The organism is Rhizobium esperanzae, assembly GCF_002204185.1.
GTDB classification, from domain to species: Bacteria; Pseudomonadota; Alphaproteobacteria; order Rhizobiales; family Rhizobiaceae; genus Rhizobium; species Rhizobium esperanzae.
In genome coordinates, this window is sequence record NZ_MXPU01000009.1 from 220,517 (window position 1) to 239,649 (window position 19,133).

Consider the following 19,133-nt stretch of genomic DNA (forward strand, 5'->3'; position numbering starts at 1 on the left):
ATCTTTCCGTTCATTGCTTGATCAGCGGCAGGATTGTCTCGGCGGTGATCCGCATCTGATCGTCGTAGAATTTCTCAGTGAGAAGGCTCGAGCCGTGGTCCTGGATAAATTTCAGCTGCTCCGGAGGAATGTCGACAGGGTTGCGCTCGACCATGTCCGGATATTTGGTAGCCGGAGTCCGGTCAACCGGAGCGACGAATTCGTTGGTGACGGCCCCGCCGTAACCAATCTCCTTCAGCGTACCGATGATCTTCGGCCAGTCGAGGTGGCCGAGGCCGGCTGCGAAACGATTGTTGTCGGCTACGTGGAAATCGAACAGGCGCTTTCCAGCAAGCCGGATCGCCTCATACATGTCTTCCTCCTCGATGTTCAGGTGGAAGGCATCCAGGCAGACCCCGCATTCGGGGCTGACGGCATCGGCGAGCGCCAGCGCTTGGGCGGCACGGTTGAAGAAATAGGTCTCGAAACGGTTGAGCGGCTCGACGGCAATGCGCACCCCCCTCTTCTGAGCGTGGGCAAAACACTCCCTGGTGGCGTCCACCACCCATGTCCACTCTTCCTCCTCAGTCCCATCCGGCACCACCTTGCCGACCGTCGCCGGTACGAGGGTTAGGATCTCGCCCTCAAGTTCGCTGACCATGGTGATGACGCTCTTGACATAGTCCACTGACCTAGCGCGCTGGCCTTCATCCCGGGCTGCAAGATTTCGTTCGCCGAGCGTCAGCGTAACCGCGCCCCAGCAGCGGATGCCGTGCTCCTTAAGCAGCGCACGCGTTTCCTTCACATCATACTGTGCCGGCTCGCCGGATATCTCGATGCTCTCGTAGCCGTATTTTTTGATGCGCTTCAGCGTGACGGCGAGCGGTTCCGCCCGCATCCAGTTGTGCGTCGAAAGATGCATGGGGTCCTCCTAGACTGTTGCGGCCACGTCGACAGCCACTTGGTGTCGAGCCGCTCCCTATCGCTGGCCAGCTTGTTACCTTCGGCAATCTGGTTTGGCCAATTATTCCTGTCTGAAAGAACTAACTCAATTCCCGAGCCACTGCAAGACGGCCGCGAAGCGAGCCGAAGCCCCCAGAACCTGCCGCTTTTCACGGATTGTTTGGAAACTGGTCGTCCTTCGCATGGTGCCGAATTGGCTTGACCAGATACGCAACTTTGGTATGACCAGATGTGGGAAGGTGCTAAGGTTGGCTTAGTGGCCGCAAGGCCTAGGGAGGAAAAATGAAGATCGGCATGTGCATGTTCCTCTGGACGACAAGTGTCGGCCGCAAACACGAGGCACTGTTACGCGATATCAAAGAGACGGGGTTTGATGGCGTCGAAATTCCGGTCTTTTCAGGCACCCCCGACGACTACCGGCGGCTGGGAGCTCTGCTGGACCGGATCGGCCTGGAACGGACCGCCGTTTCCGCCATAGGCGACCCTGAGATGAACTTGATCGCCCCCGACGCGGCAACTCGTAGGCGCGGCATCGACTACGTGAAATGGGCAATCGACTGCAGCGATGCTCTCGGCGCGACGGTGCTGAGCGGGCCGTTACATTCGACGCTGGGAAAATTTTCGGGCAGCGGGCCGAGCGCGGCTGAACTCAAGCGCTCAGTTTCCTCGCAACTGGCGATCGGCGATCATGCAGCAAAGCACGGCGTCACCATCGGGCTTGAGGCGCTCAATCGCTTCGAATGTTACCTGTTCAACACGATGGATGACCTAGCGGCTCATATCGACGCAATCGGACATCCGAATATCCGCGCCATGTACGATACCTTCCACAGCAATATCGAGGAAGCCGATCCCATCGACGCGTTCACGCGCAACAGTAACCGCATCGTGCATGTCCATATTTCGGAAAACAACCGCGGCGTACCAGGGCGTGGCAATATCCCGTGGGCGGAAACCTTCAGGGCACTGCGCGCGAGCGGCTATGACGGATGGCTGACCATCGAGGCGTTCGGTCGGGCGCTCAAGGAGCTTGCCGCCGCGACAAAGGTCTGGCGCGACTTCTCCGAAACACCGGAATCGGTCTATCGTGAAGGCTACCGCCATATCCGCGACGGGTGGCGCGCGGCGGCATGAGCACGAAACAACCTGCCTGATTTCGATCCGGATAGTGCTGCACAGTACGGGAGACCGCAGACGCGGCCGAGCTTTCAGGAGGAATGCCGGCGGTTATGCTGCTCATGAAAGACCGCCGTTTTCTAAGGGTGGGCAAGTTGTCGCTCAGCCGATAGCCATGAGGCTTGCATTGCCGCCGGCCGCCGCCGTGTTGATAGAGGTCGACACCTCTTCGAGCAGCCAGTTGAGGCAGTAGGCTTCCGGATCGCTTGCCAGTTCCTCGGTCGTCGCTGCCTGGACCAGCAGAAGCGGACCAGGCAGCGCGGCGATCTTCTTATTGACGGCAAGAACCCTGTCGCGATCCCCTTCCACGAGCGCGCCGGAGAACGGCCCGTCCTTTTCCCAATCCGATGTCCAGGAAAGGCGGCCGGCGACAGCCGCCGGAAGGCCCCCCAGGACCGACTTCGATATGGAGCCCGCGTCGACAGCGATATGATTGCCTGTGGAGAGGGCGGCGGCGATCTGGCGGTGCAATCCGGCTTCGGTCTGCGGCACGAGCAGGATACGGCCGCGCGGATGGAGCGCATAAAGATTGCGCTCGCCGACCGGGCCGGTAAGCTCACGTTCCAGTCCGAGCGCTGAGCGGCTTGCATAGCCGCGCGCCGCTTCCCCTTCCGCCGTCAGGCCCTTCTTGTCGAGCCAGACGATGTAATCGCGAAGGGCAACGTCGGTATGCACGGAATCCTGCTGCGGAGGCACGGGCGCGCGCTGCACCAGCCGGCCGATGTAGAGCGGACCGCCAGCCTTTGGACCGGTTCCCGAGAGGCCACGGCCGCCGAAGGGCTGCACGCCGACAACCGCGCCGATGATGTTGCGGTTGACGTAGAGATTGCCGGCCTTGATGCGGCTCGTCACATGCGCGATCGTTTCGTCGAGCCGGGTGTGAAGCCCGAATGTGAGGCCGTAGCCCGAGGCGTTGATATCGTCGATCAGCCGGTCGAGGCCGTTCCGCTTGAAGCGGACGACATGCAGGACCGGACCGAAGACCTCCTTCGTCAGGTCCGAAAGCGACTTGATCTCGATGATCGTCGGCGGAACGAAAGTGCCTTTTGCAGCGCTTTGCGGCAGCGGCAGCTGCTCCACCTTGCGCCCGGCCCCGCGCATCGCTTCGATATGCTGGTCGATTTCCGCCTTGGCGCCGTCGTTGATGACTGGCCCGACATCGATGCTCAGCCGATCGGTGCGGCCGATCGTCAATTCACGGAAAGCGCCCTTCAGCATGGCGAGCGTCCTGTCGGCGATGTCGTCCTGCAGGCAGAGAACGCGCAGCGCCGAGCAGCGCTGGCCGGCGCTGTCGAAAGCCGATGTCACGACGTCGGCCACGACCTGTTCGGCCAGTGCGGAGGAATCGACGATCATGCCGTTCTGGCCGCCGGTTTCGGCAATCAGCGGGATCGGCTTGCCGGTCGCTGACAGGCGCTCGGCGAGCTGCGCCTGGATCATGCGCGCGACCTCGGTCGAGCCGGTGAACATGACGCCGGCCGTTTCCTGCGCTCCGACCATGCCCGCGCCGAGGCGGCCGCTGCCGGGCACGAATTGCAGCGCGCCGACCGGCACACCTGCTTCGTGGAGGATCTTGACGCTCTCCGAGGCGATGATCGGCGTCACGCCGGCCGGCTTCGCCAGCACCGGATTGCCGGCGACGATTGCTGCGGCAACCTGGCCGGTGAAAATCGCCAGCGGGAAATTCCACGGGCTGATGCAGACGATCGGGCCGAGCGGCAGATGCGACGGGCCGAGAGTCTTGCGCGCCTGATCGGCGTAATAGCGCAGGAAATCGACCGCTTCGCGTACTTCACCGACCGCGTTGGCGGCGGATTTGCCGGCTTCGCGCATGATGATGCCCATCAGAACCTTGATGCGGGCCTGCATGATGTCGGCGGCCCGATCGAGACATGCGGCGCGCTCTGCCGGCGGCACAGCCGCCCATTGCGGCGCATAGGCGGCCGCCATCGCAACGACACGACCCGCCTCTTCGACCTTCAGTTCGGTGACGGTGCCGACGACGTCGCGGTGATCGGCGGGATTGAGGACATCGCGCGTCACCCCGTCGGTAGAACCGTCAGCGAGGATCGGAAGCGCATGCCAGGGGCTCTCGGCGGTGGAGGCGAGCGCCTGCGCCAGATCCGTGAGCGTGGTCTCGTTCGAGAGATCGAGCCCGCTCGAATTGGCGCGGGCGCTGCCGTAAAGCGCCTTGGGCGCGGCGATCTGCACATGTGGGGCGCCGACGACGGGCATGGCCGCGACGGTCTCGGCCGGATCGGCGATCAGTGCCTCGACCGAAACATTCGGATCGGAAATGCGATGCACGAAGGAGGAGTTGGCGCCGTTTTCGAGCAGGCGGCGGACGAGATAAGCAAGCAGCGTCTCATGCGTCCCAACGGGGGCATAGATGCGGCAGGGCCGGTCGAGCTTCTCCTTGCCGACGACCTCGTCATAGAGCGGTTCACCCATGCCGTGCAGGCACTGGAACTCGTATTTGCCGACCGCGAAATCAGGCCCCGCCAGATGATAGATCGTGGCCAGCGTCTGCGCATTGTGGGTCGCGAACTGCGGGAAAACGGCATCGGCGGCGGCAAGCAGCTTGCGTGCGCAGGCGATGTAGGCGACGTCGGTGTAGATCTTGCGGGTATAGACCGGATAATCGTCGAGACCATCCAGCTGGGCGCGCTTGATCTCCGCATCCCAATAGGCGCCCTTGACGAGACGGACCATCATCCGCCGCCCGGAGCGACGGGCGAGATCGATGATATAGTCGAGCACGAAGGGGCAGCGCTTGCCATAGGCCTGCACGACGAAGCCGAGCCCGTTCCATCCGGCAAGTTCCGGGACAAAGCAGAGTTCTTCGAGAAGATCGAGCGAAAGCTCCAGCCGATCGGCTTCTTCGGCATCGATGTTGAGGCCGATATCATAGGACTTGGCGAGAACGGCGAGCGCCTTGACCTTCGGCAGCAGCTCGCCCATCACCCGGTCGGCCTGCGCTCTCACATAACGCGGGTGCAGAGCCGAAAGCTTGATCGAAATGCCCGGGCCGTCGTAGATGCCACGCCCAGCCGCCGCCTTGCCGATGGCATGGATCGCCTTCTCGTAATCCTTGAAATAGCGCTCGGCGTCTGCTGCGGTCGTCGCCGCCTCGCCCAGCATGTCGTAGGAATAGCGGAAGCCCTTGGCCTCCAGCGGACGAGCGCGCTTCAGCGCCTCCTCGATCGTTTCGCCGGTGACGAACTGCTCGCCCATCATGCGCATCGCCATATCGACGCCGCGGCGGATGACCGGCTCGCCGGCGCGCGCGATCAGTCGCGTCAGCGCCGCCGACAGGCTGCGGTCGTTGACTGTCGAGGTGAGCTTGCCGGTGACGACGAGACCCCAGGTGGCGGCGTTGACGAACATCGATTTGCCGCCGCCGATATGCGAGGTCCAGTTACCCTCGGCGATCTTGTCGCGGATCAGCGCGTCGCGGGTATCCGTATCGGGAATGCGCAGGAGTGCCTCGGCAAGGCACATCAGCGCGACGCCTTCCTGGCTGGAAAGCGAATATTCCTGCACCAGTCCTTCGACGCCGGTGCCCTTGTGCTTGGCGCGCAGCGCCTCGATCAGCGTGCGGGCAGTGCTGCGGATGTCATAACGCTTCGCCTCGGAAACACGTGCGGCCGCAACGAGCGGCGGCAGGCATTCGGTTTCCGGACGGCGATAAGCGGCCGTGATTGCCTGGCGAAGCTCGGATTGCGGCCGGATCGGCGGCGCGAAGGCGGCAAATGGCGCGCCCTCAGCGGGATCATTGGAGGAGGCGGGGTCGATCGCTGCGTTCAACATGGGAGTCCCTGATCAGTGAATGTTTCGTCTAACGGATAAATGGAACACCGGGCTCGTCATCCCAGGTGGCATCGTCCGTAATAATCGGGCCGGAATATTCCGTCTCGCGGAGCGGGCGCGCATTGGGCTTGTCGCGCTTGAGGGTGAATGCGGCTGCGACCGCTCTTATCGCCACCGGCCGGTATTGAGCGAGCAGATCCGGTTTTTGATCGCCATCCGCTTTTCCCTCACGCATCCATGATCTCCCTTTTCAAGCGTCGCAGCTATCGATTCCGGCAATACGCCGAGCGGCTGCGCCCTTCCTCCCATTGCCGAGGCGTAATCTACCACAGTCGCGAGTCGCGATCTCACTTGATTTCAGCCGTTTTCACGCTGTATGAACTTATAAACCGAGCACCGAGAGTTCAAATGGCCACAGAAACCGACGTCTTTAGTGAATTGGACCAATTCGACAGAAAGATCCTCGCGGCACTCGCCGAGGACGGCAGGCTGTCGATCACCGATCTCGCGGCGCGCGTCGGGCTTTCGAAGACGCCGTGCCAGATTCGCTTCAAGCGACTGATCAGCGACGGCTACATCGAAGGCTTCAAGGCCGTCCTCAATCCGTCGAAAATGCAGCTCGACCACATCGCCTTCGTCGAGGTGAAGCTCTCCGATACCCGCGAGGATGCGCTGAGGAGCTTCAACGAGGCCATCAAAAAGATCAGAGAAGTCGAAGAGTGCCACATGATCGCCGGCCGGTTCGACTATCTCCTGAAGATCCGCACCCGCGACATCGGCCGTTATCGCCGCGTCCTCGGCGAGCGCATCTCGACGCTGCCCCATGTTGCCAACACCTCGACGAATGTGGCGATGGAGACGATCAAGGAAGGTTGGGACAAGTTCGGGTCGAGCCTTTCGTGAACGGCGGGGTTGCCGACAGTTACGCCAAGCCGATATTCGGCCACTGAAGCGCAGGTGAGGGTCAAAATGGATCAGGCCAATAGTCCGCAAGGCTCGGCGAGTGAACAGAGGGAAGCGCGCCGGCTGCAATACCTTCCCTGGGAACGCAGTGCGTCGGACCTAGATCATCCTGCCCATCTCGCCCGCAAGGCTGAGCTTCGGCGATCATGCGGCGCTGAATTGGCCGCGACGTCCTATATCGCCGAACATGCGGCGGTTTTCACCGAAAGCCTGACAATGGGCGAGCGGTCCTGGATTGCCGGGCACGCGCTCGTGCGGGGCGACGTGGTCCTCGGCGACGATTGCAGCGTCAATCCTTTTGCCTGCGTTTCCGGCAAGGTGACCTGCGGCAATGGGGTCAGGATTGCCTCGCATGCATCGATTGTCGGCTTCAATCATGGCTTCGACGATCCCGATCGGCCCATCCATCGTCAGGGCGTCGTCAGCATCGGCATCATTATCGGCGACGATGTCTGGATCGGCGCCAATTGCGTGATCCTCGATGGCGTCACGATCGGCAACGGCGCCGTGATCGCCGCCGGAGCGGTGGTCACGCAAGACATTCCTGCGCTAGCGATTGCCGGCGGTGTACCGGCAAAAGTGCTGCGGAGCCGGGGGGCATCTGCGAGGAAATCCGGCACTGGAGAGATCGAAGATCAATTGGGCAGGCTCGGGCAGAAGGCGAAAGCGCAATGGCCCGATATTCTTGGCCGTTGGAAAACACCCGAAGGCTATGAATCGCTGGAAGCGGACGGCGTCAGGCGCCCGGCGATCCGGCATCTCTGCGATGCCATCGAGATTGCGGCCGGCTTCGGGCATCTGCCGCCCGGATTCGATCTGTCGCAGACCGTCGAGCGTCTCCAGGGCCTGCAGGATCGGGAGACCGGCCTTTTCCCGGAAGAACATTCGCCCGGGCATGGCCGGGCGTTGCGGCAGGATCCGAAGGCACTCTACAACGTGCTTTCGGTCGGCTATGCGCTTGAACTGCTTGGTTCCGGGCCACAACACCCGATCCAGGCGGTGCAGCTCGACGCCGAAGAGCTGGAGCAATGGCTGAACGCCCTGCCCTGGCCGAGCCGGGCGTGGCATGCCGGCAGCGTGGTCGATGCGATCGGAACCGGCCTCTATTTCAATAGCAGGTCTTTCGGCATCAGAGGTCCAAGACAGGCGCTGTTCGAGTGGCTGAACCGCAAGGCCGACAGCGTCTACGGCCTGTGGGGACAGCCGACAGCACTGGAGGGATGGCTCCAGCCGGTGAACGGTTTTTATCGCCTGACGCGCGGCACATACGCCCAGTTCGGGATTCCGCTTCCGCACCCGCACGCCACGCTCGAAACGGTTCACCTCAACTATCGCAACCACAAGGGCTTCGTTGCCGAGAAATACAATGCCTGCAACCTGCTCGATACGATCCATCCGCTCACGCTGATTGCCCGGCAGACCGATTACCGCCGCGCCGATGGCGAGGCGGTCGCCCGCAGCCTCATCTCGCGGGCGCTGGACAGATGGCGGGATGGCGAAGGCTTTCCATTTGCCGACGGCGGCGAAGCGAGCCTGCAGGGAACGGAGATGTGGCTTTCGGTCATTCACCTGGCGGCCGATTTCCTCGGCCTCGCGGACCAGTTCGCCTTTGTCCCCAAGGGGGTTCACAGGACGTCAACTCCGGGGCTCGGCCTCTGATCAGCCGTGCAGCGATAGTAGGTTATGCCGCTAGGCATGTGTTCAACGCCGAAAGCTGATTGCCGGGGTCCAAAAGTATCAAACTGGAACTCGCACTGGCCACATCATGCCAGCCAGGCAGGAAGACAGCTTTCCAGCCCCGGGAGGTCTGAGCGTTGGCGCGAAATCGCTTCAGTGCGCCCTCAAGGCCGCCGCGCGATGCTGCGAGGGCGTCTGCCCGAATGTGCGCTTGAACGTCCGCGTGAACTGCGAGGCGTTTTCGAACCCGACGTCCAATGCGATCTCGATGAGCGGCGCCTTTGACTGGGCAAGGATCGATTTTGCCCGCTCCATGCGGACGCGGTTGTAGGCCTTGGCAGGCGACATTCCCGTCTTTTCGATGAAGATCCGCTCCAGTTGCCGCCTTGAGAGGCCGACCATGGCGGCGAGCTTCTCGATCGGCATGCTGCCGTCGACGAACTGCTCCATGGTGATCATCGCCGCCTTAACTCGAGCGTCGTCATAGTCGTCATAGAGCGGACGCCTCGGCTGAATATCCGATGGCGTTCGGGCCTTCTCGATCTGAAGCACCTCGAGGGCGTTTCGTTCGGCGTCGCGGCTGATGTACTTCCTCACCAGCAGTGCCGCCATATCGGCACTGCTGCTGCCACCCGCGCAGGATCCGCGCTGGCGATCGAGATTGAAGAGCCGATCGGAGCGGACGGCAAGCTCCGGAAAGCGCTCGCGAAACTCCTTGTAATGCAGCCAGCTGACGCAGGATTCATGCCGCTTCATCAGGCCCGCGGCGGCAAGGATGAACGTACCGGTGCACACGCCGATCAGCGGCACCTTCTTGGCATCCGCCTGCTTGAGGAATGTGATGGTCTGCTGGTCGACGGGGTTCTCCACGCTCAGAAGGCCGCCGACGACGGCGATATAATCGAAGCGCGCGGGATCGACGAAGTCCGACGTCGGAGCGACCTGGACACCGCAGCTCGAAGTGATCAGGTGCCGCGTGCTGCCGATCACCTGCCAGTCGGCAAGCACCCGTCCGGACCGGTCCTGCTCGTCGCTGGCTAGCCGCAGCGTATCCACGAACAGCGCAAAGGCGGACAGCGTGAACGACCGCGATAGAACGAAGCCCACCTTCAGCCGGGCCGCCTGCTTCGTGCCATCGTCTACCAATCGATGCTGTTCAGGTCGCATGTTCATCTCCTGGCCCTCCAAACGCGCTCATCGAATCTGAAAACCGTTCGCCAGCGGATCGCGCGTCGACGAAAATAGTATTGCTCCCGATCACCCGCGGCCAGCCCCCGATACTCCGAATGTCGGTATAAGGTACGATGTTCGATGACGGGCGGGGCCGTTTCGAACATTAAGGCAAGTGCTGCGAACAGCGGATGAAGGTTGGCATCGAGCCAATCGGCGGCCGAAACCAGGAAAGCGCCGGGCGAAGCCCGCGAGTCCGAATTATTCATCACTTCTTCCCCGTTTACCGGTGAGCGGCGCTCTGCCTTATTCGGTCAATCGCCATGATCATACCACGACCGTAATTGCTGTAGTGATGGAGGTCGCGATATCGACCGTCCTGATCGCGCCGCAGATTATTTCTCGTCGCCGGCGTGAACCAGTAATGCCCGCGACGGCCGAGTTCCAACGCCGTCATCAGGCTCAGGTCGATCCCCGCCATGATGGTCGGAACCGCAAAAGGAGCACGGAAGTCGAACAACATCGTTGCCGCCCCGCAGAAAGCCTCCCACAAAAGTTTTCATTGTTATGACTCCTGGTTTTCGTTCCCATTCTCATAGAAGCCTGCGGGCGGCAGTCTTGATATTGCGCCGGCCGAGGATCATCCCTCGCGGCCGGCTCGCAATTCCTGAAAGCGGATAACCGAGTTGATGCCGAGCCATGCGATGGGCTCGGGCGGCAATCTCGTCGGTTCCGGCTGGTTCTTGTATGTGTCGAGCTCGGGGCTTGCGGCTCCCGTCGCAAGATCTGCGGCCATCATGCCGGCAAAGGTGCTCTTGACGGTGCCGAGACCGTTTTCGCAGCAGGCGGAAAAAAGCCCTTCCTCGACCTCACCGAACGCCGGCACATGGTTTCGACTGAGGCAGAGTGCTCCCGCCCAGCTGTACTCCATCGGAAGGCGCTCCAGTCCGGGGAACCGGACATCGAACGAGCGGCGCTGTTCGGCCGCAATGCCGGCGACCCGCTTCTCCGATACTTTCAGGCTCGGGTCGTAGGTGAACCTGGTCCTGACGACGATCCGCGAAAGCCCATTCTTGGTGATCTTGCGCACCGTTGCGCCCATCGGATCGGCCGGCAGCAGCGCCCAGCGATCGACGCCGCTGACATCGCCGCCGAATTCATTCTGGGAAAAGGCCGATGTCATCGACGCATAGGTGAAGATGTGCATCAGCCGGCCCCGGAAGTGGCCGAAGCTCTGAATATGGCCGTTTACACCCAGAATGACCTTGGGCGCAGAAACGGAACCACGCGCGGTCTTCGCCTTCCAGGTTCGGCCATCGCGCGCAAGCTCCAGAACCGGCGAATGCTCGTGAATCGTGCCTTTCGAGGAAAGCCCGTGTGCCAGGCCGCGAATATAATCGGCGGGCTGGATCATCACGGCACCAGGCGTATAGAGCCCGCCGAGATAGTAACGCGAGCCTGTCATCTCCCGCATCTGATCGGCGTCGAGAACGCGATGTTCCTCGCCGATCTTTTCGAGCGACTTCCGATAGTTGTCGTTGAGCCCCAGCCCCCGCTCGGAAGCCGCGGCATTCACCTTGCCCGCCGGATCGAAGGTCTCTGCGGAGAGGCCGTATTCGGCTGCGGCGTCGGCAGCAAAGGAGATTGCCAGACGGTTCTGGCGAATCTCGTCCTTGGTCGCCGCTTCGTCGGCGACCGAATATTCGCCCGAGGACAGATTGTGCGGCACGTCGATCATGAAGCCGGAATTTCTCCCGGCCGGTCCCTTGGCGAGTTCGCGCGCCTCCAGGATCACAATCTTGTCCTGGGGCCGCGACTGCGAAAGGCGGCGGGCCGCCGACAGGCCGGCAAATCCGCCGCCGATGATCAGCCAGTCGGCGGTGATGTCGTGTTCAAGCGCCGTCACGGGAAAGGTGCGCTCGCTGGTCGCCTCCCATCCCGAGACACCGGTATCCGTTGGCAGGTGCTTGATCACATGACGGCTCATCGGATCGTCTCGTCGACAGATCGTTCGGATACGTCGATCCAGATGGTCTTGAGCTCGCAGTAATTGTCGTGGGCGAAGATCGACTTGTCGCGGCCGCCGAAGCCGGACTCCTTGTAGCCGCCGAACGGTGTGCTCGCATCGCCCTCGCCGAAGCAGTTGACGGTGACCAGACCCGCACGGATATCCCGCGACACCCGGATCGCATTGCGCAGGCTGCCCGTGTAGACCGACGCGGTCAGACCGTAATTGGTGTCGTTGGCAAGAGCCACGGCTTCGGAGAGGGTCTCGAATGTCGTTACCGACAGGATCGGCCCGAAAATCTCCTCCTTAAACAGGCGGCTGGCAGGCGTGACGCCGTCAACCACCGTGGGTTCGATGAAGACGCCGTCCTGGGTTTGCCCGCCGAAGGCCAGCGAAAGCTTCTCGCTCTTCACGTCATCGAGGAACGACCTCACCTTGTCGAAATGGCTCTTGCTGACGAGCGCGCCGATGCGGTTTTCCGGATCGAGCGGATCGCCGGTCCTCCACTCGCGCATATAGGCGCCGATCCGCTTGAGAAGTTCATCCTTGATGCTGGCCTGAACGATAAGGCGCGAGGATGCGCTGCAGTTCTCGCCCATATTCCAGAAGGCGCCGTTGACCACCTGCTCGGCGACGAGATCGAGATCTTCAGCGTCTTCAAGCACCACGGCCGGGTTCTTGCCGCCGCATTCGAGCACCACCTTCTTGAGGTTTGAATCGGCAGAATAGTGGAGGAAGCGACGGCCTGTGGGGGTCGATCCGGTAAAGGCGACCATGTCGACATCCATATGCAAGCCGAGCGGTTCGCCGACATCCTTGCCGCTGCCGGTGACGACATTGAAAACGCCTGCCGGGATGCCGGCCTCGAGCGCCAATTCGGCGACACGCAGCGTCGTCAGCGTGGTTTCCTGGGCGGGCTTGACGATCACCGAGCAGCCCGCGGCAAGCGCCGGCGCGATTTTCCAGGCCAGCATCAGCAGCGGGAAGTTCCACGGCAGGACGCAAGCGACCACGCCGATAGGTTCACGAACCACCATCGCCAGCGCATTGGGGCCGACCGAATTCGTGTTGTCGTACAGCTTGTCGATCAGCTCGGCATGCCAGCGGATCGTGTGGATCGTGTCAGGGACATCCACGGTCTGGCACTCGCGGACCGGCTTGCCGCTGTCGAGGCTTTCCATGACGGCAAGCTCGTGACGATTGCGCTCCAGCAGCTTTGCAAACTTGAGCAGCGTTTCCTTGCGTGCGCCAGGCGTCAGCTGACGCCAGCGGCCATCGTCGAAGGCTTCGCGGGCCTTGGCGACCGCATAGTCGACGTCGCTTGTATCACAGGCGGCGATCTCGGCGAGGAGTTCGCCGGTTGCGGGATTGGTTGATTTGAAGGTCTTGCCCGACTTCGCCGGACGGTACGCGCCGTCGATGAAGGCATTGGTTGGCAGATGGAGTTCTTTGGCGAGTGCCTTGTATTCGGCGGCGGTCAAAGGTTCATGCATGGTTGGCTCCCGACGTGATCTGGGCGACCGTGCGCTTCAAAGTGGCGACGACAGTCTCAAGGGTTCTCTTCTCTTCGGAGGTCATACCGCGTAGCGGCGCGCGCACCGGGCCCGCCTTCAGGCCGATGATCTCGCAGCCGTGCTTGATCGACTGGACGAACTTGCCGCATTCGAGGAAATCCATCAGCGGCAGCATCGCGCTCATGATCGCCCGGCCCTTGTCGAAGTTCTTCTCGACGACGCAAGCCTCATAGAGGGCGACATGCTCGCGCGGCAGGAAATTGGAGCCGGCGCAGACCCAGCTTTTCGCACCCCAGGCGAAGAATTCGAGCGCCTGGTCGTCCCAACCGCAGGACAGCGAGATGTGGGGAAACTTCCGGGCGAGCCGGTGAAGATTGCCCATGTCGCCGGAGCTTTCCTTGATGGCGACGACATTCTTGGACTTGCCGACGCGGGAGAAATACTCCTCGCCCATCACCACACCCATGCGGGCGGGATAGTTGTAGAGCATGATCGGCAGGTTGGCGGCGCGATCGACTGTGAGGGCATGGACCGCATTCTCGCGTTCGGTCGGCAGCGCATAGGGCGGCGACGAAACCAGGATCGCATCCGCGCCGATTTCCTTTGCAGCCTTCGCATATTCGACCGAATCCTCGGTGCGCGTGGCGCCGGTGCCGATGATGAGCGGCAGCCGCGTGCCGATGACCTCTTTGGCATAGGCCGCGAGTTCGAAACGCTCCTGGCTGCTCTGGGCGTAATATTCGCCCGTCGAGCCGCCGACGATGATGCCATGCACGCCCGCCTTGATCAGCGACTCGAGCACGGCAGCGAATGCCGGCCGGTCGATCTGCCCATTTTGATCGAGCGGCGTCACCGCCGGTGTATAAATCCCCTCAAATTTCACGATGACTTCTCCAATAATTGCGTGGCGGGACCGCCCACGAAGGCGTCCGCCTTGAGGCCTTGCGGAGCGATGAACATCTCCATGTTCTCGCGGGACAATTCCCAGTGTTCGAAAACGAGGTCGACGACGGCATCCTCATCGTGAGCGCCGAGCGCTGCGATAAAGCCGTCATGATGCTCGACGGCCAATCGAAGCCGCCGCCGCATGTCCTCGTTTCTCGGCCGGAAGAACGTATGACCGATGCGCGCATGGTCGATGAGCAGCCGGCCGAGGCTCGGCTGCATGTAGACGTTGCCCGACATCTCGCCGAATATTTCGTGAAAGCGGTTGTTCTCCAGCACCATCGCCAGAGCGTCCATGTTCTCGCTGGCGGCGCGAAACCGCTCCTGCGTCTGTTTCAGGTCCGACAGCTGCGCGGGCTTGAAGTTCTGCACGGCCAGACGACCGATCGCCGCATAAATCATCGGCGCGACGAGGAAGAAATTGCGCAGCGTGGAGTGGTTCATCGGGATGACCCGCGCACCCCTGTTCTCGCGAATATCAATATAGCCCTCGCCGGCAAGGCGACGGAATATGTCCCGCACCGGCGTCCGCGACAGCCCGTACTTCTCGCTCAGACTGGCCTCATCCAGATCAGCGTCCGGATCCAGCTCCATCGTCAGAATCTGGCGTTTCAGGTCTTCGTAGAGATTGCTCTTGGGTGTCTTCGCCATCGTCGATCTCCGGCCATTCGTTGCTCTACTGCCGGGAAGATGACACGCCTTTCAGCAGGAGTCAATAATTGTGTACTCTGAGTACACAATTCGTATTCGAACAAAACACAATTCTTTCGGCACCACGAAAGTTTGCCTTGATCGAACGCGAAGCCGTCAGTGAACGTGAGGATTCCGGGCGCGCGACGCTCAATGAGGGCGCGGTCAAGCTGATGGTGGATAGCAATGTGTGGGAAGCGGCCGAGCGCGGCCGTCATGGAACATTGGTCGTCCAATGATCGGGGAACGCCGGGGTCGGCGCTCCCCGGGAAGCTTTAAGCGGCAAGCACGCCGCTCTTCTTGGCAGTCCAGGTCGCGATATAATCCATCAGGCCGGGCGACAGGCAATCATAGGGCTCCAGACCCGACGCCTTCAGCTGCGCCCGGACAGCATCCATCTTGGCGGGATCGAAGCCGCTTTCGATGATTGACGACACGAAGGCCGCAAAGGTCGGCTTGGCCCAGCCGCTTTCCTGGAAGCGCTCCGGATGGACGAACGACAATCCCTGGAAGGGGTGTTCGCGCTTGACCGGCCCATACATATGCACGCCGCATTCCTTGCAGGCGTGCCGTTGGATCAGAGCAGCGGGATCGACGACAGCGAGCTTGTCGCCGTTCTCGAGCACTTCGACGCTCTCGGTCGGAGCGACCGCCACGACCGAAAAGACAGCGCCCTCGGGCTTCCAGCACTTGGTGCAGCCGCAGGCGTGATTGTGGGCGATATCACCCTTGATCCTGACCTTGACCGGATTGCTCGTGCACTTGCACACGAGCGTCCCGCCTGTGAAAGCAGCGTCAGTCGCTCGAAAGCCTGAATCCACTGCCGGATGAATGGCTATGCTGCTCATTGCTTCTCTCCTTCCCTCCCTGGCCGTTTGCGAAATGCCCGGCCGAGCTCTGCAACTAGTTTGTCAGCTTCTGCGCATGCCAGCGCAGATGGTCTTCCATGAATGTCGAAATGAAGAAGTAGGAATGGCCGTAGCCTTCCTGCATGCGAAGCTTGAGGCCGATGCCTGCCGCTTCGCAGGCTTGTCTCAGCTCGTCGGGGCGCAATCCATCCTCCAGGAAGCTGTCCGCCGTTCCCTGATCGACGAAGAGTTCGGGGAACCGATGTCCGTCCTCGATCAGCGAGCAGGCGTCATAGGCCCGCCAAGTCTTTTCGTCGGCGCCGAGATATTTCCGGAATGCCGGCTTCGACCAGCCGGAAACCGACGGATGGCTGATCGGTGCGAAGGCCGAGCAGCTCCGGAAGCGGTCCGGGTTTTTGAGCGCGATCGTGATCGCGCCGTGTCCGCCCATCGAGTGACCGAAGATCCCCTGACGGTCCATGTCGACCGGAAATTCCGCAGCAAGGAGCCGCGGCAGCTCGTCGACGATATAGCTGTACATGCGATAATTGGCCGAATAGGGCGGCTCCGTGGCGTCGACGTAAAAGCCCGCACCCTTGCCGAATTGCCAGTTGTCGGCCTCATCGGGAACGTGGTCACCGCGGGGGCTGGTATCCGGACAGACAATGACGAGACCGAGTTCGGCGGCAAGCCGCCGATACTCGCCCTTGTCCATGACGTTAGCATGCGTGCATGTCAGGCCGGACAGATACCATAGAACCGGCAGCTTGCCCGCGGCGGCCTGCGGCGGCACGAATACCGCGAAGGTCATGTCGCAGTCGCAGACTTCGGAGCGATTGACGTAGACCCCTTGAGTGCCGCCGTAAGACTTGTCGATCGAGATGGTTTTCATAGCTTAGTAGACCACCACGCCGCGGATGCTTTCACCCTTGTGCATCAGGTCGAAGCCCTTATTGATGTCTTCGAGCGGCATGGTGTGGGTGATCATCGGATCGATCTGGATCTTGCCCTGCATGTACCAGTCGACAATCTTCGGCACGTCGGTGCGGCCGCGTGCGCCGCCGAAGGCGGTGCCCATCCAGTTGCGGCCGGTCACCAGCTGGAACGGCCGCGTCGAGATCTCCTGGCCGGCGCCGGCCACGCCGATGATGATCGACTTGCCCCAGCCGCGATGGGAGGCTTCCAGCGCCTGGCGCATCACCTTGGTGTTGCCGGTGCAGTCGAAGGTGTAGTCGGCGCCGCCGATCAGGTCGCCGCCCCGCTTGGTCATGTTGACCAGATAGGGAACGATGTCGTCGCCGACCTCCTTCGGATTGACGAAATGCGTCATGCCGAACTTCTCGCCCCAGGCCTTGCGATCCGGGTTGATATCGACGCCGATGATCATGTCGGCGCCGGCAAGGCGCAAGCCCTGCAGCACGTTGAGGCCGATGCCGCCGAGACCGAAGACGATTGCCGTCGATCCGATCTCGACCTTGGCGGTGTTGATGACGGCGCCGATGCCGGTCGTGACGCCGCAGCCGATGTAGCAGACCTTGTCGAAGGGGGCGTCGGGATTGATCTTGGCAAGGGCAATCTCCGGCAGCACCGTGTAATTGGCGAAGGTCGAGCAGCCCATATAGTGGTGGATCTTGTCCTTGCCGATCGAGAAGCGCGAAGTACCATCCGGCATCAGACCCTGGCCCTGGGTCGAGCGGATGGCGGTGCAGAGGTTGGTCTTGTGCGACAGGCAGGAATAACATTCGCGGCATTCCGGCGTGTAGAGCGGGATGACGTGGTCGCCCTTCTTCACCGAGGTGACACCGGGGCCGACATCGACGACGATGCCGGCACCCTCATGGCCGAGGATCGCCGGGAACAGGCCTTCCGGATCGGCGCCTGACAGGGTGAAATCGTCGGTGTGGCAGATGCCGGTCGCCTTGACCTCGACCAGCACTTCGCCGGCCTTCGGCCCCTCCAGCTGCACGGTCATCACTTCAAGCGGTTTTCCGGCCTGAACGGCTACGGCGGCGCGAACGTCCATTTGATAATCCCTCCTGTTAATTCAATTCGGTTGTTAAAATATGCGAAGATACGACCGCGAGATCGAAACGATCTGCCTCGGCCTCACCTCGATCATCCGGGCTCGACCTGACACCACACCGCAAGAAGCGGCTGGGCCGTACATCTTATCGCAAAGGATTGTCCGGCATCATTTGCGAAGACCGTTCCGGTCGCGGCAGAAAACCACTGGGAATCACCAAGGCAGATTTCTCCTGGCGAAAGCAGAATGAAGGCGCGCGGCTGGGTCTGAACATGATCGGGGAAGCGGGTGTAGCGATCCATGTAGATCACGCCGACCCGTAGATCGGCGCGCTCCTCCATGCCGCCAGGACCGACCAGAACGGCGTGGGAGTGCGTATTGCCGAAGTTGAGGCTGGCAAACGGGCCGGTGCGGCCGCGCCTCCAGAGCAGCCTGTCGGCGAGGCTCTTGAACTGGCCGGCGATCGCCTCGTATTTCCGTCCCGACTTCGCCAGATGACTGATGGCCTCATCCAATCCCTCGGGCACACCGGGAAGAGGGCCTCCTTCCGGGTGCACCTTGCCTGTCTTGAGCAGCCTCTGAAGGACCTTGCCCGCAACGAAACTGGCAACGGCGGGAGCGTCGGCCGATAGCATCAGCCCACCGATATCGTTGAGAAATTCCTGCAGCGGCCGGGGACGCCGTTCCCTGCCGATGTCGTGCAGCCTGATATAGGCCGGCTTTTCCTCATCGTTCAGGAGAAGGTCGGCACCAGGTCTGATTGGACGTCCCGCCATGCGCGCCACGTTCGGTCCCCCTCGCTCAGAGCGCCTTTTGCAATTCCGGCAGTGCGTCGAAGAGATCGGCGACGAGGCCGTAGTCGGCGACCTGGAAAATCGGCGCCTCCTCGTCCTTGTTGATGGCGACGATCACCTTGGAATCCTTCATGCCGGCCAGATGCTGGATGGCGCCGGAGATGCCGCAGGCGATATAGAGATCGGGCGCCACCACCTTGCCGGTCTGACCGACCTGCCAGTCGTTCGGGGCATAACCGGCATCGACGGCGGCGCGCGATGCGCCGACGGCAGCACCGAGCTTGTCGGCAACCGGCAGGATGACTTGCCTGAACTTCTCGGCCGAGCCGAGCGCCCGGCCGCCTGATATGATGACCTTCGCCGAGGTCAGTTCCGGACGTTCCGAGGCCGACAGCGCATCGGAGACGAACCGCGACAGGCCCGGGTCGGAGACGGCCGGGATCGCCTCGACAGAGGCAGAGCCGCCTTCAGCTGCAGAGGCGAAGCTGGCGGTGCGCACGGTGATCACCTTCTTGGCATCGCTTGCCTGTACCGTCTGAATGGCGTTGCCGGCATAGATCGGCCGCTTGAAGG

Annotated in this window: 18 protein-coding genes and 1 pseudogene; 4 read left to right on the forward strand and 15 right to left on the reverse strand. The window is 61.9% G+C overall.

Features of this window, described 5'->3' with window-relative positions; translation table 11 throughout:
* Window positions 1-10: 10 nt before the first annotated feature.
* Window positions 11-901 (reverse strand): sugar phosphate isomerase/epimerase family protein, encoded by an 891-nt coding sequence (locus tag B5E41_RS15840; RefSeq protein ID WP_088395072.1) that lies wholly within the window; start codon window positions 899-901, stop codon window positions 11-13.
* Between the two features lie 323 nt (window positions 902-1,224).
* On the opposite strand from B5E41_RS15840, the gene B5E41_RS15845 reads away from it, so the two are divergent.
* Entirely contained in the window at window positions 1,225-2,076 is an 852-nt protein-coding gene (locus tag B5E41_RS15845) for a sugar phosphate isomerase/epimerase family protein (protein WP_088395074.1), read from the forward strand.
* Window positions 2,077-2,220: 144 nt separating this feature from the next.
* On the opposite strand, the gene putA is transcribed toward B5E41_RS15845, so the two are convergent.
* Together putA and B5E41_RS15855 are read right to left on the reverse strand one after the other, a co-directional pair.
* Complete coding sequence (gene putA / locus B5E41_RS15850) at window positions 2,221-5,928, reverse strand: trifunctional transcriptional regulator/proline dehydrogenase/L-glutamate gamma-semialdehyde dehydrogenase (protein WP_088395076.1); 3,708 nt, start codon at window positions 5,926-5,928, stop codon at window positions 2,221-2,223.
* A 28-nt stretch (window positions 5,929-5,956) separates the two neighbouring features.
* Window positions 5,957-6,163 (reverse strand): hypothetical protein, encoded by a 207-nt coding sequence (locus B5E41_RS15855; RefSeq protein WP_088395078.1) that lies wholly within the window; start codon window positions 6,161-6,163, stop codon window positions 5,957-5,959.
* A gap of 173 nt (window positions 6,164-6,336) precedes the next feature.
* Here B5E41_RS15855 and B5E41_RS15860 point away from each other — a divergent pair, with 173 nt between their 5' ends.
* Together B5E41_RS15860 and B5E41_RS15865 are read left to right on the forward strand one after the other, a co-directional pair.
* A complete protein-coding gene (locus B5E41_RS15860) occupies window positions 6,337-6,831 on the forward strand; it encodes an Lrp/AsnC family transcriptional regulator (RefSeq protein WP_064812815.1) in 495 nt (164 codons plus the stop codon).
* Window positions 6,832-6,897: 66 nt separating this feature from the next.
* On the forward strand, window positions 6,898-8,550 hold the full coding sequence (locus B5E41_RS15865) for an acyltransferase (RefSeq protein WP_088395080.1): 1,653 nt from the start codon (window positions 6,898-6,900) through the stop codon (window positions 8,548-8,550).
* Window positions 8,551-8,721: 171 nt separating this feature from the next.
* On the opposite strand, the gene B5E41_RS15870 is transcribed toward B5E41_RS15865, so the two are convergent.
* From B5E41_RS15870 to B5E41_RS15900, 7 genes and pseudogenes are all read right to left on the reverse strand, one after another.
* The gene (locus tag B5E41_RS15870; RefSeq protein WP_088395082.1) at window positions 8,722-9,735 is read right to left on the reverse strand and encodes a GlxA family transcriptional regulator; all 1,014 of its coding nucleotides are present in this window, start codon (window positions 9,733-9,735) and stop codon (window positions 8,722-8,724) included.
* Window positions 9,736-9,762: 27 nt separating this feature from the next.
* Window positions 9,763-9,874: pseudogene (locus B5E41_RS32780) on the reverse strand (4-hydroxyproline epimerase); the annotation flags it as partial.
* 147 nt (window positions 9,875-10,021) lie between these two features.
* Entirely contained in the window at window positions 10,022-10,261 is a 240-nt protein-coding gene (locus tag B5E41_RS15880) for a hypothetical protein (RefSeq protein WP_141098772.1), read from the reverse strand.
* Between the two features lie 117 nt (window positions 10,262-10,378).
* Window positions 10,379-11,725: an NAD(P)/FAD-dependent oxidoreductase gene (locus tag B5E41_RS15885; RefSeq protein ID WP_088395086.1), complete on the reverse strand. Its 1,347-nt coding sequence runs from the start codon at window positions 11,723-11,725 to the stop codon at window positions 10,379-10,381.
* Window positions 11,722-13,239: an aldehyde dehydrogenase gene (locus B5E41_RS15890; protein WP_088395088.1), complete on the reverse strand. Its 1,518-nt coding sequence runs from the start codon at window positions 13,237-13,239 to the stop codon at window positions 11,722-11,724. The genes B5E41_RS15885 and B5E41_RS15890 overlap by 4 nt, the downstream gene beginning before the upstream one ends.
* Window positions 13,232-14,143 carry a dihydrodipicolinate synthase family protein gene (locus B5E41_RS15895; RefSeq protein ID WP_088395090.1) on the reverse strand — a complete coding sequence of 304 codons (912 nt, stop codon included), beginning with the start codon at window positions 14,141-14,143 and terminating at the stop codon, window positions 13,232-13,234. Before B5E41_RS15895 ends, B5E41_RS15890 begins: the two co-directional genes overlap by 8 nt.
* Entirely contained in the window at window positions 14,140-14,856 is a 717-nt protein-coding gene (locus B5E41_RS15900) for a GntR family transcriptional regulator (protein WP_064812828.1), read from the reverse strand. The genes B5E41_RS15895 and B5E41_RS15900 overlap by 4 nt, the downstream gene beginning before the upstream one ends.
* A 137-nt stretch (window positions 14,857-14,993) precedes the next feature.
* On the opposite strand from B5E41_RS15900, the gene B5E41_RS31725 reads away from it, so the two are divergent.
* A complete protein-coding gene (locus B5E41_RS31725) occupies window positions 14,994-15,134 on the forward strand; it encodes a hypothetical protein (protein WP_176439405.1) in 141 nt (46 codons plus the stop codon).
* 36 nt (window positions 15,135-15,170) lie between these two features.
* Here B5E41_RS31725 and gfa read toward each other — a convergent pair whose 3' ends face one another.
* The 5 genes from gfa to B5E41_RS15930 form a co-directional block, all read right to left on the reverse strand.
* The gene (gene gfa / locus B5E41_RS15910) at window positions 15,171-15,743 is read right to left on the reverse strand and encodes an S-(hydroxymethyl)glutathione synthase (RefSeq protein WP_088395094.1); all 573 of its coding nucleotides are present in this window, start codon (window positions 15,741-15,743) and stop codon (window positions 15,171-15,173) included.
* Window positions 15,744-15,798: 55 nt separating this feature from the next.
* The gene (gene fghA / locus B5E41_RS15915; RefSeq protein ID WP_088395096.1) at window positions 15,799-16,635 is read right to left on the reverse strand and encodes an S-formylglutathione hydrolase; all 837 of its coding nucleotides are present in this window, start codon (window positions 16,633-16,635) and stop codon (window positions 15,799-15,801) included.
* A gap of 3 nt (window positions 16,636-16,638) precedes the next feature.
* Window positions 16,639-17,766, reverse strand: a complete 1,128-nt coding sequence (locus B5E41_RS15920) for an S-(hydroxymethyl)glutathione dehydrogenase/class III alcohol dehydrogenase (protein ID WP_088395098.1) — start codon at window positions 17,764-17,766, stop codon at window positions 16,639-16,641.
* A gap of 92 nt (window positions 17,767-17,858) precedes the next feature.
* Window positions 17,859-18,551, reverse strand: a complete 693-nt coding sequence (locus B5E41_RS15925; RefSeq protein ID WP_064807761.1) for a dimethylsulfonioproprionate lyase family protein — start codon at window positions 18,549-18,551, stop codon at window positions 17,859-17,861.
* Between the two features lie 16 nt (window positions 18,552-18,567).
* Window positions 18,568-19,133 (reverse strand): electron transfer flavoprotein subunit alpha/FixB family protein (locus B5E41_RS15930; RefSeq protein ID WP_141098774.1); only part of this gene is annotated, 566 nt, incomplete at its 5' end.

Excerpts from the sequence above, each read along its gene's own strand:
- B5E41_RS15865 (WP_088395080.1), top strand. The coding sequence starts at position 6,898 with ATGGATCAGGCCAATAGTCCGCAAGGCTCGGCGAGTGAACAGAGGGAA.
- B5E41_RS15840 (WP_088395072.1), bottom strand. The coding sequence starts at position 901 with ATGCATCTTTCGACGCACAACTGGATGCGGGCGGAACCGCTCGCCGTC.
- B5E41_RS15845 (WP_088395074.1), top strand. The coding sequence starts at position 1,225 with ATGAAGATCGGCATGTGCATGTTCCTCTGGACGACAAGTGTCGGCCGC.
- B5E41_RS15880 (WP_141098772.1), bottom strand. The coding sequence starts at position 10,261 with ATGTTGTTCGACTTCCGTGCTCCTTTTGCGGTTCCGACCATCATGGCG.
- putA (WP_088395076.1), bottom strand. The coding sequence starts at position 5,928 with ATGTTGAACGCAGCGATCGACCCCGCCTCCTCCAATGATCCCGCTGAG.
- B5E41_RS15870 (WP_088395082.1), bottom strand. The coding sequence starts at position 9,735 with ATGCGACCTGAACAGCATCGATTGGTAGACGATGGCACGAAGCAGGCG.
- B5E41_RS15855 (WP_088395078.1), bottom strand. The coding sequence starts at position 6,163 with ATGCGTGAGGGAAAAGCGGATGGCGATCAAAAACCGGATCTGCTCGCT.
- B5E41_RS15860 (WP_064812815.1), top strand. The coding sequence starts at position 6,337 with ATGGCCACAGAAACCGACGTCTTTAGTGAATTGGACCAATTCGACAGA.
- B5E41_RS15885 (WP_088395086.1), bottom strand. The coding sequence starts at position 11,725 with ATGAGCCGTCATGTGATCAAGCACCTGCCAACGGATACCGGTGTCTCG.
- gfa (WP_088395094.1), bottom strand. The coding sequence starts at position 15,743 with ATGAGCAGCATAGCCATTCATCCGGCAGTGGATTCAGGCTTTCGAGCG.
- fghA (WP_088395096.1), bottom strand. The coding sequence starts at position 16,635 with ATGAAAACCATCTCGATCGACAAGTCTTACGGCGGCACTCAAGGGGTC.
- B5E41_RS15920 (WP_088395098.1), bottom strand. The coding sequence starts at position 17,766 with ATGGACGTTCGCGCCGCCGTAGCCGTTCAGGCCGGAAAACCGCTTGAA.
- B5E41_RS15890 (WP_088395088.1), bottom strand. The coding sequence starts at position 13,239 with ATGCATGAACCTTTGACCGCCGCCGAATACAAGGCACTCGCCAAAGAA.
- B5E41_RS15900 (WP_064812828.1), bottom strand. The coding sequence starts at position 14,856 with ATGGCGAAGACACCCAAGAGCAATCTCTACGAAGACCTGAAACGCCAG.